Here is a 15614-nt window from a genome sequence, read left to right on the forward strand (position 1 = left end):
CCCCTATGCAGGCAGACTGAACAGGCAGAACACCCCGGTCCAGTCCAGTGGTTGCGGGCGGCCACGCACCGGAGCAATTTCGACACCCGAGTAAAAGCCCAGCAAGGGGACGCGTCCGGCAACGGCATCCTGCACGACGGCACCGTCTTCTCCGTCCAGCCCGGAATATGCCGCAGCACGGCCCGCGCAGTTGATGTACAGGGCAAACAGGGGGCGTCGGGCCGCTGCCGCCTCAAACAGGGCGTCAATTTTGGGGGCGATGTAATCAAAAGTGACCGAGCGGTGCATCAGCTGGACCTCGCACCCTTGTACGAGATCCGGTTCAAACATGATCAGGCTGCCGGTTTCTTCGTTGGCTTTCAGGCACATGCGGTTGACATAGGCAGTTTCATCCGGCTCGTCCCATTTTTCCCCCATGTTGCGGCCAAGGGTGACGAAAAAGCCGTATTCCTTGGGACTGACTCCGGAATCCCCCAGCAGTTCGGCAATCACCTCCAGTGCGGGACGGTGATCTATCTCGTGGATGACGGCTCCGTCAGCCTTGGTGATGGTGCGATAGCCGGTGGCGGGCATGCAGCCATGCATGATCACGCTGTCCATCCGGATACCACCCCACAGGACCAGAGCAAAAACGCTCTGCTGGCGCAGGTCGTCGTCAATCCACTGCCAGGTCGGGCGGCCCGTCATGTCTCCGCACAGGCCCGCCCCGACCAGATGGGGAAAGCCGTCCATGGCGGTGTGGACCCCATTCAGAATGGGGGTGGCCATGTTCAGCTTCATGCGGCCACTGGTCCGATCAACGGAGTCATACAACATGATGACCGCCGCATCATCATCCAGCGGCAGGGCGCGCAGGCTTTCGCCCAGTCGATGACCGGCGGCTTCCTGATCACGGGCGAGATCGCCTTCGGCAAGGATCGCCCATTGCACGGTCTCGAAGTGGAAAACCGCAATGCCGACCTGCAGGCCGCCATAGCCGAGGCAGTTATTGGTAATTGCCCCAACCGACCAGCCACCGATCAGGCGGGGCGATGGGCCGACCACCGAACGGATACCGGCATGCAAGGCCGCCGGATCGTGCTGGGCGGTCGAGAAAATCATCACCAGATCACAGGAAGATGCAGGGGGGAGGCCGGAAAGGGCCGTCGAGACGGCCTCAATTCCCGCCATGCGGCTGTCGCCGTGTTCGCTGTATCCGACACCGACGCGCATTGCCCTTCCCCCTTTTTGGTCCCGTACATTCGAGCTTTGTTTGTTGATGAGTGGCGATTTTACTCGATGACAACCGTGGTGGTCACGGGAATCATTGCTTCAATGGTTTTCAGGATGGCGGATTTGCGGTCGAGGGTTTCCTTGGCCCGGCGCAGCTTTTCGGGATCATTGCCTTTCAGCCGGACAGTGTAATGGACGCCTTTGGCGCTGCTGGGGACGCTCCGGTCCAATCCCAGCAGCCCCAGCATGTTCCAGTCAACTTCGGTGGTGACCTCGATGTCGTCCAGCTCGGTGTCGAACAGGGCAGCATTGGTGGCGATGCCAGCGGTCAGGCAGCCGCACAGGGCCGCAGCAATCAGTTCACCGGGGCCGGGGCCCTGATCGGTTCCCCCCAGAACGGCAGGCTCATCGCAAACGATTTTGAACGAACGGCCTGCCGGGGCTGCCGGTTGGCCGTTGGCATAAAACTGGTCTACCGAGATGGTGCTGCGTGTGCCGCCTTCCCAGCGGGATGTGGCGACGAATTTGACCTGTCCCTGAGCGGGGTCAGTTTTCACCGCATCGACGTAAGTGGCGATAGAAGCAAGATCAACGCCATTGTTCTGTGTTGCCATGGGGATACTCCCTGTCAGAGATCAGTCTTGCCCCTATGCTAACAGTAAGCTCTGGCGATGGCGAACGGCGTTCTTCCTATGGGGGTGGCAAATACCCATTTTCTAGGTATGGATATGCTTGTTGAGCGAAAGTCGTCGCCATATTTTCCATCAAGAGGGATAGTGGATGGCGATGATTTCAAGGTGATCAGCTCCGGCAGGGGTTTGAACGGGCACCACATCCCCGACCTGAGCTTTCATCAAGGCGCGGGCAACGGGCGAAAGCCAGGAAATGCTGCCTTGTGTCAGGTCGGCTTCGTCTTGTCCGAGGATGGTGACGGTGACTTCTTCGTCCCGATCATTGATGTAGACCACCGTGGCACCAAAAAACACCCGTGAGCGGTTCTTTTGCTGGGTCGGGTCAACGACCTCGGCGCAATCAAGGCGCTTGGTCAGAAAGCGGACCCGACGGTCAATCTCGCGCAGGCGCTTTTTGCCATAGATGTAATCGCCGTTTTCCGAGCGGTCACCGTTGGCGGCGGCCCGGCTGACGGCCTCAACCACCTTTGGGCGTTCGCTGCCCCACAGATGCTTCAGCTCGGCGCGCAGTTTTTCCAGCCCGGCCGGGGAAACCAGGTTGCGGGGGCCGGGGGTGACCGTATCAGGGGGAGGGGCGGGGGGACGTGCCATGGGGGTGTTTGCGTCCGATACAAGAAAGGCTGGCACCAAAAAGATCGGGGACGCCTTGCGACATCCCCGCCCTTTTTGGTGTGCTTGAGCATTGTGCGAAAAGTGGGAACCGGTTTTCGCAAAACAATGCGGCATTAAAAAACCTGCATTGTGCGAAAAGTGGGAACCGGTTTTCGCAAAACAATGCGGCATGGAAAAACCTGCATTGTGCGAAAAGTGGGAACCGGTTTTCGCAAAACAATGCGATAATACAAAAGGCAAGACCAGCGTGCGTCAGGTTTGACGCACGCTGGTCTGGAAAAATCAGCCCAGTTCTTTGGCCAGTTCCGGCAGAGCCTGGAACAGGTCGGCCACCAGACCATAGTCGGCAACCTGGAAAATCGGGGCTTCTTCGTCCTTGTTGATGGCGACGATCACCTTGCTGTCCTTCATCCCGGCCAGATGCTGGATCGCACCCGAGATGCCGACGGCAACGTACAGTTCCGGTGCCACGATCTTGCCGGTCTGACCGACCTGATAGTCGTTCGGCACGAACCCGGCATCGACGGCGGCGCGCGAGGCACCGACGGCGGCACCCAGCTTGTCGGCCACGGCTTCGACCAGCACGAAGTTCTCGCCCGAACCCATGCCGCGACCACCGGACACGATGATTTTGGCCGAGGTCAGTTCGGGACGTTCCGACTTGGACAGTTCCTGACCGACGAAGCTGGAGGTGCCAGCGGTGGCAGCAGCCGGAGCCGCTTCGACCGCAGCCGAACCACCGGTGGCGGCAACGGCATCAAAGGCGGTGGCACGCACGGTGAGCACCTTCAGGGCATCGCTGCTCTGCACGGTGGCCAGAGCGTTGCCGGCATAGATCGGACGGACGAAGGTGTCCGCCGAAACCACGCCGCAGACGTCGGACAGCATCGCAACGTCCTTCAGGGCGGCCACGCGCGGCAGGAAATTCTTGCCGAAGGTGGTCGCCGGAGCCAGAACGTGGCTGTAGCCACCGGCCAGCGAAGCGACCAGATCGCCCATCGGCTCGGCGAGAGCGTGGGTGTAGGCGGCATCATCAACCACCAGCACCTTTGCCACGCCAGCCACCTGAGCGACCGCCTGAGCTGCGGCCTGGCAGCCCGAACCGGCAACCAGAACGGTGATGTCGCCACCAATGGCCTGAGCAGCAGCCAGAGTGTTGAGGGTCGCTGCCTTCAGAGCCGAACCGTCGTGTTCGGCAATGACCAGAATGCTCATCGTCAGATCACCTTCGCTTCGTTCTTCAGCTTTTCCACCAGCTCGGCCACCGAGCCGACCTTCACGCCAGCCTGACGGACCGCCGGCTCTTCGACCGACAGGGTCTTCAGGCGCGGAGCCGGGTCAACGCCCAGATCGGCCGGAGAGACGGTTTCGATCGGCTTCTTCTTGGCCTTCATGATGTTCGGCAGCGACGCATAGCGCGGGGTGTTCAGGCGCAGGTCGGTGGTCACCACGGCCTTGCCCTTCAGGGCAACGGTTTCCAGACCGCCGTCGATTTCGCGGGTGACGTTGACCACGCCATCGCCAAGCTCGACCTTGGAGGCAAAGGTACCCTGCGGCCAGCCCAGCAGGGCGGCCAGCATCTGACCGGTCTGGTTGCTGTCGTCGTCAATGGCCTGCTTGCCGACGATCACCAGATCGGGGCTTTCCTTGTCAACCAGCGCCTTCAGGCACTTGGCAACGGCCAGCGGCTGCAGGTCGGCATCGGTCTGCACCAGAACGCCACGGTCGCCACCCATCGCCAGAGCGGTACGGATGGTTTCCTGGCACCCGGCAACGCCCATCGACACCACAACGATTTCCGAAACCTTGCCGGCTTCCTTGAGGCGAACGGCCTCTTCGACGGCGATTTCATCGAACGGGTTCATCGACATCTTGACGTTGGCAAGCTCAACGCCCGACTTGTCGGACTTAACGCGGACCTTGACGTTGTAGTCAACGACCCGCTTGACAGCGACCAGGACCTTCATGTCCGTTGGCTCCTCCGCAGGGGTGGGTGGGGGTAGAACAGCATTCCACAGGCCGGAACGGGCCAGTGGTTTCAACAGGACCGCCGTGGCCTGCGCGGGGCAGTCCGGGCGGACAGTAAAACTTTGCCAATGGCGGCATGATCTGCTGACGGTGACGTACCCGGCCAACCAAACAACCGTTCAACAGCTTGTGCTTATCGGCGTGGTCAGAAAAGCAGGCTCTGCTGTCTCTGGCAAGGGTCGTTTACGTGATAGCAGTCATATCGCAGCCTTTTGGCCCGACAAGCGCAGGATCAGCCTTCGGCAGTGTCGCCGGAGGCTGTGGACGCCCGTTCGGCATCCTCCAGCCGTCGAATGGCTTCTTCGCGCAGTTCATGCAACTCGGCAATCACCTCGTCGATTTCCTGCCGCTTGCGGTGCAATTCATCCAGTCGGCGGCCAATTTTTTGTAGACCGACACGATATTGGTGGGCGCCCCCAGGCCCCGTACCATAGAGTTCGATGTATTCAAGAACGTCATCCAGGGAAAACCCCAGGCGGCGCAGCTTGAGAATCAGGGTCAGGCGGGCGCGGTCCCGATAGTTGTAAACGCGCGCACCGGCTGAACGGGCAGGCTTCAGCAACCCTTTTTCCTCGTAAAAGCGCAAGGCTTGCGGGGTCAGGGCAACTTCTTTTGCCAGTTCGGAAACGCTGTACAGGCGCGCCTTATCGCTCATGCGAAACAGTCCTACCTTAACCAGTCCTGCCCGATTCCTGCTGTTCCGGTGGGTCACGGTCCACGGAATGATCAGGAGATTCGGATTACGAACCGGAGACTGCCGCAGCTTTACGTTAAAGTCAACTTTAGTTTGCGCCCTCTTCCGCTTTTTTTCAGCGTGAAAAGCTGAGATACGGCGGCTTCATGGGGCGGAAACGGGAGGCGCTGCCGGAAAGGAGAGGGATCACCTCTCTGTAAAGCGCGGCGGCATTTTACATGGATGGTGCGCCTATTCCATGAAAAAATACCATTCAAATGTTCTTTTTGTATCAATATTGCCAAAAACCGGGCCTCGCCTGTCATCAAAAGACGAGGCCCGGTCGCTGTCATCGTTCAAAATCGCCTTGTTCAGCACCCTTGTGGCAGGCTTTGCAATTGGCCTTGGAGCCGACCTGCTCCCACTGGCGGGGGGAGACTTCGTTGCGATGTTCGCGGACCCACCACCCCTGTTCGCTAATCCGTGTGAGCGGGGCGCCGGTGCTGAGCGAACCCCGTCCGGCATTGCGGGTCAGATAGTCGGTGATGGCGGTGACTTTGGCCGGGGGTAGGGAGGCATCTTCGCCAAAGTGATTGGAGAGGTCCCCCATCACCGCCTGCCAACTGGCGGCGGGCATCAGGGCTGCCGGAAACGGCATGTGACAGGCGCCGCATTCCTGCCGGGTCAACGGGTCGGTTACCGGGGGAACCCGGTCGTCGTCATCCCCCCGTGAGCCATGATGATCACCGGCAAAGCTGGCCGCCGGAAACAGCAGGCCGGTTCCGGCCATCAGGAGCGAGGCAAAGGTAAAGGAACGAAAAAAGCTCATGGCGCACCTTACTGCTGGCTGAGGTAGGTGATGAAGTCACCCTTTTCGACCGCCGTGCAGGCACGGCCAAGAACGCTCGAACAGTTCCGCTCGAACCACTTGTCGATCTTTTCCTGATCGGTAAAGCGGGTCGGTTGCTGCGAAACCGCCATCGGTTCGATGCTTTTCCCCGCTCGGGTCTGTCCGGGTTGACGGGGGTCCATGCCGTGGCAGGTGGTGCAAGACGGGGTGTCTGGCTTGCCTCCGCTGTGGGCGCTTTGGAAGAACGTCTTGCCACGGGCGGCGTCAAAGCCGGTAAAGGCAGGCTGTTCGGCTTTGGCCTGAGCTGCCAGTGCAGCCAGAATGTCGTCACGAGGACCCGCAGCCCAAGCCGCGGTGCCAGTGACCAGAGCGGCGGCAAGGCCGCCAACAATCAACAGAGAACGCATTCTACTTCTCCAACCAGTCCAGAACTCCCCGTTTTCATCGGGTGTTGTCTTGTGAGGGTGAGGGTATTGGGGCAGGCGCTTTTTACCGGGGTGGAATGGCGATCTCTGCCCGGTGGAAACCGCCGGAATCTGCCGGACTTTGAACATCCTGATGGCAGGCCCGGCAATTTCCCTGACTGCCGATATTTTTTTGACGAAAGGTTTCAATCGGTATCTGGCGGTGATGGTCTTGCCAGAAGGGGGTGGCGGTGATGCGGGTCGGGTTGTGATAGTCAACCCGCCGGAAGGCGTGTCCAGCCTTGTTATCCCAGCTTTCGGCAGCATGGCGGGGCAGCCAGCCCTGCAGGGCCGAGACTTTGGCAGCCGGAAGGGAGGCGTCTTCGCCGAAATGGTCATCCAGCGTTGCCAGCACGTCCGACCATGAGGATGCAGGCAGCAGTGCCGGAGGGTAGGCCATATGGCAGGCGCCGCACTCCTGCTCGTAGATGGCGGTGGCGTTGGCTTCTTCTTCTGTTTGCCAAAGGGGCAGCGGGTGCACAGGGCCATGGCCGCTGATCAACAGCGCCGACAGGCCGACCAATAGGGTAATCAGGCTGGCCCCACCCCACAGGCGAAGAGGGGGCAGCGATGCCGGAATCATCACTGGAGGGGTATGGCTGCCATCTCGTCGCCCGATAACCATCGCCCGTACCAGCGCGCTTCCGAGCAATCGGCTCTCGACGATGACGCCCAGCAAATGCCCCCCAACGGCCAGCAGCAGAAGGATGGCCATGGTTGCATGCAGGGTTCCGGCCAGCTCGCCGATCGAGAACGGAACCCATGATCCCAGTGGCCCGGCTTTTTCAATACCTCCATAGGCGATGGTGCCGGACAGCACCATGGTCAGGATCAGGACCAGCAGGGCCACAACCATCGCCGCCCCCAGAGGAGGGTGACCCGGCCAGGCATGACCTTCGGGCGGGTACTGGCGCGACAGAATCTGACGGGTATGCAGATGCAGGGTGGCTTTGCGGAGTGGAAAAAAGGCGAAACGTTCCCACCACGGCCCCCCCAGCCCCCACAGCAGGCGGACCAGCAGGATAAAGCCGGTACTGCTTCCAACCCAGACATGAACGGCCAATGCTGACGGAGGGCCAAGCCATGCTGTTCCCCACGCCGCAAAGCAGCAGCAGACCAGCCCCCAATGCAGGACACGGACGGTGAGGCTCCAGGGCGGCAAAGGGACGCGGGAGGGTGGCATGGTGCGACTTTCTGATTACCAGAGTGGCCCGAAGGTAAGGACAAGGTAACGGGATGCCATCCCGAATGCCTCGTGAATACCGTGTCAGGTAATCAGATTAGTGATTTTTAATGAATGAACCCTGAGCCGGATGTTCAGGATTCATTCATGTGTTGGGTCGGGCCATGAGGACGGTATTCCGTCCTGCGGCTTTTGCCTGATACAGGGCTTCATCGGCAAGGCGGATCAGTGACGGAACCGCGTCGCCATCATGCCCGACAGAAGCCAATGCTGATACGCCGCAGCTGAGGGTAACCGTGAAGCGGTGGCCATTGATGCTGTGTTTGATCTGCGAAAAAGCCTCGCGGATGGAGTTCATCACCTCCAGCCCCTTGTCGATCGGGGTATCGACCAGCAGTATGGCAAATTCTTCACCACCCATGCGGCCGATGATATCCGAGCGGCGCAATCTTTGCCGCAACAGACGTGACAGTGCCGTCAGCACGCTGTCACCCGCCTGATGGCCGTAGGTGTCGTTGACCGATTTGAAGTGGTCAAGGTCTACCAGGGCAAAGCACAGGGGCCACTTCAGGCGGTGGGCCAGGGCGACCTGGTGCTGGGCTTCGTGGACGATGGCAGCGTGGTTCAACAGGCCGGTCAGGCCGTCGGTCACAATTTTCTCCCGCAAGGCACGGGCGCGCAGGGCGCGGGCGCGGACCAGTGTGGCGAGATGGGCCCCATCAACCGGTTTGTGCAGATAGTCGTCCCCACCCAGTGCCAGACCGCGCAACCGGGAATCCGGGCGTTTGTCAGCGGTCAGGAACACCAGCGGCAAGGTCGCATATTGCGGAATCTGGCGAATGGCCATTGCCACTTCAAAGCCATCCCAGCGAGGCATGTTCCGGTCAAGAACCACAACGTCCGGCTGAACAGACCCCAGTGTTTCCAGCAGCGTCTGCGGGCTGGGCAGGCAGGTCGGGGTCATGCCGGCGTTGGAAAACTGATAGGACAGCAGTTCGGACAGGGCCGGGTCGTCATCGACCAGCACCACCTGAATTGGACGGTTGTCCTTTGGGCGGGTCAACCGGTCGAGCAGGGCAAGGATTTCTTGTCCTTCCAACGGCGGAGTCAACAGGCCCTGTACCCCGGCGCGGGCCATCAGAACACGGGCTTGCAGGCTCTGGTCCGTGCCGATAGCCAGCACAGGCACCCGACGCTGAATGATCCGGGCCACGCTGTCGGCATCCTGTTGCGAGCACAGAACGACCACTACCGACGACAGTTGGGGGGGCTGCAGATCGTTCAGGGGCAGGTCCAGTGCCAGTTGTTCGAGGGACTTTGCGGAAACAGTTAAACCAAACGGTTCCAGCAAGGTTGGCAGGGCCGGGTATTGCTCCATGATGTCCGGCAGAACCCAGACATCCGACGCGCTGGCCAGTGGGGCATGGGCATCCAGTGGATCGCCAAGGGCGGGGCTTCCGCTGGCGGAATGTGCCTGTAGAATGCTGCTCTCGGACAGGCGTTGCGTGTTCATTGACCCATCCAGTGCCTGATACAGGGCACGGAACTGGGCCAGATCGCTGTCGTTGAAGGAATCTCCCCGACGCTGAATGGCCGACATGTAGACATCCAGCGAGGCGGCGGCCTGCCCCAGACCATCCAGCCCCAGACTGCCCGCCGAACCGGCCAGCTTGTGGACATCATGATGCAGGTCCGACAGGGCCGACAGGTGGCGCAGGTCGCGCTGGGCGTCGATGGCGGTGCTGATCTGGGCATACAGGGCACGCAGGGTTTCCTGCCGTTCCCCCAGACTGTTGATGTATTTTTCGACCAGACCTTGCAGGCGGTTCAGGTGGGTCCCGCTCATTTCAGGCCCCCGTTTGTCTGAAGCCCCTGATGGTACAGGGCGATAACCTGTTCGGCCAAAGACATCGGGTCAAACGGCTTGGAAATGACCCCGACGGCGCCCAGCGCCTGATAGCGGGGGACTTCATGGGCCTGAACCTTGGCAGTCATGAAAATAACCGGCAAATGCTCGCCACCCGGCATCCGGCGCAGAGCATCGAGAGTGGTCGGGCCATCCATGCCCGGCATCATGACATCCAGCAGGACCAGATTGGCCCGTGATGTCGGAAACGCCTGCAGGGCTTCGCTACCCGACGAACAGACGGTCAGCGACATTCCCCCCAGATCTTCCAGGGCCAGACGGGCAATTTCCTGAATATCAGGGTCGTCTTCTACGTACAGGACCCGAATTGCCTCGTCACTCATGCTTTCCTCGATCTCGGCAGGCTGTAGGACACAAAATACAAGGTAATCCTTGGTTGGACAACGAAAGATGTGCCGCGCTTTCGTCGCATGCTTTCTCTCCCGCCGGGCTGAGCTCCTGCCTTTATCCAGCTTTGGGGGTCAACTGTCAGGCGTTGGCCTGATGCGGGCCAGTTGCCGAATGGTTTGCAGCAGGTATTCCCCACTGATTTTGCTTTTTTGCAGGGCAGCATCAACCCGGCGGGCGTCTTCCAGTGTCGGTTCAGAACCCGAGAAAATCACCACCTGCGGGCGGTCCGGGTGATGGGCGACATCGGTCAGCAGACTGTTACCGTCGCCGTCCGGCAAGCCGAGGTCCAGCAAAACCACATCCCAATGCCCTTGGGCCAGCAACGGGCGTGCTTCGGCCAATGTTGCAGCGCCTTGAATGTCGGCCATGTTCTGGAACAGCAGGCTGATGGTCTCGCGGAAATCGGGGTCGTCTTCGACATGCAGCATCCGCAGGCGGCTGCGCCCGGCGGCAGAGGCCCCGGCCACGCTTTGTCGCAGGGCTTCGCGCAGGCGCTTTTCATCAATGGGCTTGCCGATCCAGTCCACGATCCCCAACGCCGCCCCATCCAGTCGGCGGGCATTTTCCTGGGCCACGGCCGAGACAACGATCACGGGCAGAGAGGCGTACTGCGGATGGCGTTTCAGTTCGCGGGCCAGCGACAAGCCATCGGTGTCGGGCAACAGGACATCCATGGTGACGGCGGCATAGGCACTGTTTTTCAGCAGGTCCCAAGCCTGTGCGGCAGAACTGGCAACGTCGGTCACAAAGCCGTCGTTGGCCAGCAGCATCTGCATCAGGTGGGCAACATCGGGATCATCCTCGATCACCAGCACGCGCGGCATGACCAGGCTTTGCAGGCCACTGATGGTGCTGTCATTCCCCCGCAAGGCATTTTGCGTCGGGTCGGGGGCTTCGGAGGAGGTGGAAGAAAGGGATTTCTGCTGAATCTGGCGCGGCGATGCCAGCGGCAGGTTCATGATGAAGGTTGCCCCTTGTCCGGGAATGCTCTCAAAGCCCAGATCACCGCCGTGCCTTTCGGCGATGGCGCGGGAAATGGACAGCCCCAGACCGGTTCCGCCCTTGCTGCGGGTATCGGTGGCGTCTGCCTGCGAGAATTTTTCGAACACGTGGGGACGGAATTCGGTGCTGATCCCGGGACCGTGGTCCTTGACCTCCAGAATGACCTGATCGTCGCGCAGAATGACCCGGACGATCACCGTTTCATTCGGTGGCGAGAATTTCAGGGCGTTGGAGAGCAGGTTGGTGACCACCTGCAAGATGCGGTTGAAGTCGCCCTGAACGATGATGACCGAGTAATCCGTTTCCAGCGAAACGTGGACGCTGTACTGCTGGGCGTAGCTGGTATTTTCTTCGATTGCCCGCTCGGCCACGGCAATCAGATTGATCGCAGCCATGTCAAAGGCCATGCCGCCTGCTTCGATTTTCTGGATGTCCAGAATGTCGTTGACCAGATTGACCAGCCGTTGACAGTTGGAATGGGCGATTTCGATCAGGCGTTTGGCCTTGGGCGGCAGCTCCCCGACGGCTCCACCGGCGATCAGGCCCAGCGAGCCACGGATAGAGGTCAGGGGCGTGCGCAGTTCATGGCTGACGGTTGAAACGAATTCGTCTTTCAGACGCTCCATCCGCTTGCGCTCGGAAACGTCGCGGCACATGCCGATGAAAAACCGCTGTGAGCCGAAATAAACTTCGCTGACCCCCAGTTCCAGCGGAAAGGCGCTGCCATCCTTGCGCTGTCCGGTGACTTCCCGTCCACCGGTGCCGATGATCTTGCGCAATCCGGTGGACAGGTAGCTGGACAGATAGCTGTCGTGGATGCTGCGATGGGGTTCGCTCATCAGCAAGGAGACGTTGCGACCGATCAGTTCCCGGGCCGAATAGCCAAAGATGGTTTCGGCGGCCGGGTTGACCGACTGCATGATGCCGCGTTCGTCGATGGTGATGATGCCGTCAACCACCGTGTTGACGATGCTGCGATAGCGGGCCTCGCTATCCGCCAGGGCCTGACGGGACATTTTGGCTTCGGTAATTTCGACGCCCGCCCCACGGAAACCGACCACCGTTCCATCGGGGGACACAACCGGAACGCCGGAAAGACGCAGCCAGATCATCTGTGCGGTATGGTTGCTGCGCAGGTCGGGACGGACAACGGCATTGGACAGGTTTTCCGTCTGGGTGTTGCGGTTGGCAATCACCTCCATCACGAACGGCGTTCCGCGCAGGATGGCCTGTGTCAGACGGTCACTGCTGGAGGTGTCGAGAACGGTTGACAGCGGTTTGCCCAGCAGCTCGGCCGGGGTCAGGCCCAACGTTGAGCGGGCCCGTTCAGACAGATAGCTGAGATGGCCGTCCCCATTGATTTCCCAGATGAATTCGCCTAATGCCTCGGCGACATCCCGGAAACGTTCTTCGCTTTTCTGCAAGGCGCGCTCGGCATCGCGGCGGCGGGTCATGTCGCGGGCAATGGCAAAGACACGCCCGCCTTCTCCCACCGCTGACCAGGACAGCCAGACGGACTTGCCAGTGGCCGTGCGGTAGCGCAGGGAAACGTCCTGGACGGCTTCGCCGGTGATCAGACGGGCATTCAGGCGGCGGGCTTCTTCGCGGTCCAGCGGGTGAACCAGATCAAAGTGGCTGATCCCCTCCAGTTCTTCGGTGGAATAGCCCAAAACGCGATGCCATGCCGGGTTGGCGCGCAAAAAGAAACCTGCGGCATCCGTAATGCATACCGGGTCCGGGGAGAGGTCAAACAGACGGTCGCGATCACGGGTGGCGCGGGAGACCGGGCCCCACATGGCGACCAGCACAATCAGGACGACACCCAGCAATCCGGCGTCACGGAACAGGCCGCGCTGGAAATCGCCCATGATGGCATCCCACGGCCTGCTGACGGCAACGGCCAGTGGCAGGTCTGCCACGCGATGGACGGCCACCAGCCCAAGGGATTGACCGTCAGGGGAAACCGCCTCGAACAGCAGCTCTGGGGGCGAGTCCGGCTGGAAGATGGTCTGCCACATGCGGTTGTTGAGAAACGGAACCGAAGAGGCAGGCATGCCACTGCTGGGTGGATTGGCCTGTGCGCCTTCCTGTTGCACGCTGTCAATCAGTCGTTCGCCCTGGGAAATCAAGGCGATGGAAATGGCATCGGTCTGGCTGAGGCGTTGATGCTGTTCGTGAAACCAGTTGACGCTGAGGGTGGCCAGTACGACCCCGGCAAAGTCGCTGCGGGAGTCTATCAGGGGGCGGCTCATGCCGACAAACCAGCGGCCCAGCAGGCGGCCATAGGTTGGTTCCCCGATGAACAGGTGGTCAGCAATGGGAACACCGGGGGGACGTTGGGCGAAATACTGGAAATAGTCGCGATCGGCCACCAGCAGGGAAGACGCCCCCAGCGCCGTCGATTGCCCGGTCATCAGCGTGCCGCCAACATCGACCAGCGACAGGGATTCGACATGGGGTAACGCTGCCTTCAGGCTGCGCAAATAATTTTCGCTTTTGGCGGAAATGTTGCCGTTCACCCCTTCCTGTGAAGCCTGAACCGATCGCAGGGCCGTATCGGCAACCTCGATGGCCCGCGCGGTGTTCTCTGCCAGAATGGCGGAGCGGGCATGGAGGAAGGCTGCCCCTGCGTCCCTGGCGGCGCGCCAGCTTTGCAGCTCGAACCAGCCAGCCCACCCGACCAGCACGGTCAGGGCGAGTAACAGCGCAAAAATGAACGTACGGTTTCCTTGCGACACGCTGGCGTACCTTTTCTTCTCTTGCTGCTGCCAGGGGCGGTCTGCGTTGGCAGGGTCTGGCCATTTTGGCGTTTGCTTGACTGGCTGGGAAACCGGCGTGTATTTCCCGTGCGACACCCCGAACAGAGTACCGACCGAACAGAAGGCTGACCAGATCGGATCGTGGTGGAAAACAGGGCAAGCGGGAATTTTTGTATTCTGTTTTATCCTTGAAATGAAGGAAAAGATTGCAACCACCCTCGGATCAGGTCTGGAAAGACAGCCCGCTGATGTGTGTCGCTCTGGCGGCAGGCCGTAAACCGCTTGCGCAAACAGCCAGAGTGGTAAAAACTCGGGGCATAAATTCTCTGATCATATCTGAACCTATGGGTGCCCCGATGTCGCGCCGCCAGCAGTTTATCGAAGAAATCAACACGCTCACCCTGACATTTCCCGGGAACGCGACCACCAGGCGGATCAGCGGGAACGCATTTGACATGTCGCATTATCGTGCCTTGCTGTTGTCAATGTTCCTGGTCGCGCGGGAAGGCCCGGTTGTTTCCGAACTGGCGGCGGAAAATTGCCCGTCCGGGTTGGGCGGGATCAGGGATACCCTGCTGCGGAGCGCCGAAGACGGGGCTGATCACTGGACGTGGATCATTGATGATTTGCAGGCCGTCGGCTATGACGGCCCAGACCCGGCAGAGTGTATCCCCCCTGCTGCAACGCAGGCATACGTTGGTTACAACCACTTTCTCGCGTCCCGCCATCCGGTCGCCCGTCTGGGAGTGATTGCGGCGGTCGAGGCCATTGGCCGGAATTTCAGCAGTAATTACAGCTCGAAGGTCTTTCAGCGCCTGCAATTGAAGTCCGCTCAGGCAACATTTTTCTTTCGCCGCTCGCGCGAGGAAACCTCGCTGCAAGACATCTTGCAGGTTCTGGAGCAGGCTGATCTGTGTGACCGCACCTGGCAATGGGTGGTGGCGGGAACCCGCACAGGGGGAAGCCTCTATCGCGCCATCTACGATACCCAGGAGTAAGACTCAGATGTCCCCGGCAATACGGCGCAGGGCAGGGATGTCGCAGCGGTAGCGATTGAGCTGGACATCCGTCAGAACGCCCTGTCGGCGGAATTCGGCGATGGTTCTGCTGGCGGTTTCGGTGGTGACGCCCAACATCGCACCGACATCTTCGCGGGAAAACAGGTCGCAATAGGCTTCGCTGTCTTCCAGTCTTGTGGGTCTGCAGTATGGCACGGCATCCCGACCCGTCGAATCCCTGCCTGCCAGTTGTTGACCGGTCGAGGCAAGGGTCAGCAGCAGGCGGGCCACCCGCGCCTTGGCATTGCCGGTTGACAATTCGGTCAGCCATTCGTCGGCCTGCCGGACGGACTGGTGCCATCGTTTCATCAGCTGGCTGTGCAGGCGAGGTGTTTCGACGGACAGACGGTTGACGACGTCTTGCGGAATACGGCACAGCAGGGCAGGGCGGAGAACGAGCGCACTGTGCTCGTAGGTTTGTCCGACCAGAATCTCCAGCCCCAGAGTGTCACCGGGACGCAGCAGGCGGACAATGCGCTGGCTGCCGTCGGGCAGGTATTGCACCAGTTTGATCAGCCCGCTGCGCAGGGTGAAAACGGCATGGCCTTCGTCTTCCGCATGATAGACTGCCTGACCGGGGTCCAGAGACAATTCGTCAATGGGCAAGTGAATCAGGTTGAAATCACTGGCCTGAAGATCAGCAAACAAGGCCAGATCACGGATGGAACATCCCTGGCATTCTGCCTGTCCCCCCCAGGCTGCCTCAATTCTGCTTGTCTTCACGGTCCTTGCGGCCTCCAATAGTCAGGACTGGATGAGAGCAT

At 60.5% G+C, this 15614-nt stretch carries 14 protein-coding genes; 1 reads left to right on the forward strand and 13 read right to left on the reverse strand.

Going from position 1 to position 15614, the window contains the following annotated elements:
- Positions 1-3: 3 nt before the first annotated feature.
- The 12 genes from BW995_RS02990 to BW995_RS03045 form a co-directional block, all read right to left on the reverse strand.
- A complete protein-coding gene (locus BW995_RS02990; protein ID WP_076398673.1) occupies positions 4-1212 on the reverse strand; it encodes an FIST signal transduction protein in 1209 nt (402 codons plus the stop codon).
- A 59-nt stretch (positions 1213-1271) separates the two neighbouring features.
- Positions 1272-1826, reverse strand: a complete 555-nt coding sequence (locus tag BW995_RS02995; RefSeq protein WP_076398674.1) for an OsmC family protein — start codon at positions 1824-1826, stop codon at positions 1272-1274.
- 150 nt (positions 1827-1976) lie between these two features.
- Complete coding sequence (greB, locus tag BW995_RS03000; RefSeq protein ID WP_076398675.1) at positions 1977-2495, reverse strand: transcription elongation factor GreB; 519 nt, start codon at positions 2493-2495, stop codon at positions 1977-1979.
- Positions 2496-2798: 303 nt separating this feature from the next.
- On the reverse strand, positions 2799-3731 hold the full coding sequence (locus BW995_RS03005) for an FAD-binding protein (protein WP_076398676.1): 933 nt from the start codon (positions 3729-3731) through the stop codon (positions 2799-2801).
- Positions 3732-3733: 2 nt separating this feature from the next.
- Entirely contained in the window at positions 3734-4483 is a 750-nt protein-coding gene (locus tag BW995_RS03010) for an electron transfer flavoprotein subunit beta/FixA family protein (RefSeq protein ID WP_076398677.1), read from the reverse strand.
- Positions 4484-4776: 293 nt separating this feature from the next.
- Positions 4777-5199 (reverse strand): MerR family transcriptional regulator, encoded by a 423-nt coding sequence (locus tag BW995_RS03015; protein ID WP_076398678.1) that lies wholly within the window; start codon positions 5197-5199, stop codon positions 4777-4779.
- 367 nt (positions 5200-5566) lie between these two features.
- Positions 5567-6046: a diheme cytochrome c gene (locus BW995_RS03020; RefSeq protein WP_076398679.1), complete on the reverse strand. Its 480-nt coding sequence runs from the start codon at positions 6044-6046 to the stop codon at positions 5567-5569.
- An 8-nt stretch (positions 6047-6054) separates the two neighbouring features.
- Positions 6055-6474, reverse strand: a complete 420-nt coding sequence (locus tag BW995_RS03025) for a DUF1924 domain-containing protein (protein ID WP_076398680.1) — start codon at positions 6472-6474, stop codon at positions 6055-6057.
- A gap of 82 nt (positions 6475-6556) precedes the next feature.
- Entirely contained in the window at positions 6557-7714 is a 1158-nt protein-coding gene (locus tag BW995_RS03030; RefSeq protein WP_076398681.1) for a cytochrome b/b6 domain-containing protein, read from the reverse strand.
- Between the two features lie 145 nt (positions 7715-7859).
- A complete protein-coding gene (locus BW995_RS03035) occupies positions 7860-9560 on the reverse strand; it encodes a diguanylate cyclase (protein WP_076398682.1) in 1701 nt (566 codons plus the stop codon).
- Entirely contained in the window at positions 9557-9964 is a 408-nt protein-coding gene (locus BW995_RS03040) for a response regulator (protein ID WP_076398683.1), read from the reverse strand. The genes BW995_RS03035 and BW995_RS03040 overlap by 4 nt, the downstream gene beginning before the upstream one ends.
- A 138-nt stretch (positions 9965-10102) precedes the next feature.
- Complete coding sequence (locus BW995_RS03045) at positions 10103-13771, reverse strand: PAS domain S-box protein (protein ID WP_076398684.1); 3669 nt, start codon at positions 13769-13771, stop codon at positions 10103-10105.
- A gap of 476 nt (positions 13772-14247) precedes the next feature.
- Between BW995_RS03045 and BW995_RS03050 the strand changes: the two genes are divergently transcribed.
- A complete protein-coding gene (locus BW995_RS03050) occupies positions 14248-14790 on the forward strand; it encodes an iron-containing redox enzyme family protein (RefSeq protein WP_139332728.1) in 543 nt (180 codons plus the stop codon).
- Between the two features lie 3 nt (positions 14791-14793).
- On the opposite strand, the gene BW995_RS03055 is transcribed toward BW995_RS03050, so the two are convergent.
- The gene (locus tag BW995_RS03055) at positions 14794-15573 is read right to left on the reverse strand and encodes a Crp/Fnr family transcriptional regulator (protein ID WP_076398686.1); all 780 of its coding nucleotides are present in this window, start codon (positions 15571-15573) and stop codon (positions 14794-14796) included.
- Positions 15574-15614: the final 41 nt, after the last annotated feature.

It is taken from the genome of Insolitispirillum peregrinum, from assembly GCF_900156605.1.
Taxonomy (GTDB): Bacteria; Pseudomonadota; Alphaproteobacteria; order Rhodospirillales; family Rhodospirillaceae; genus Insolitispirillum; species Insolitispirillum peregrinum.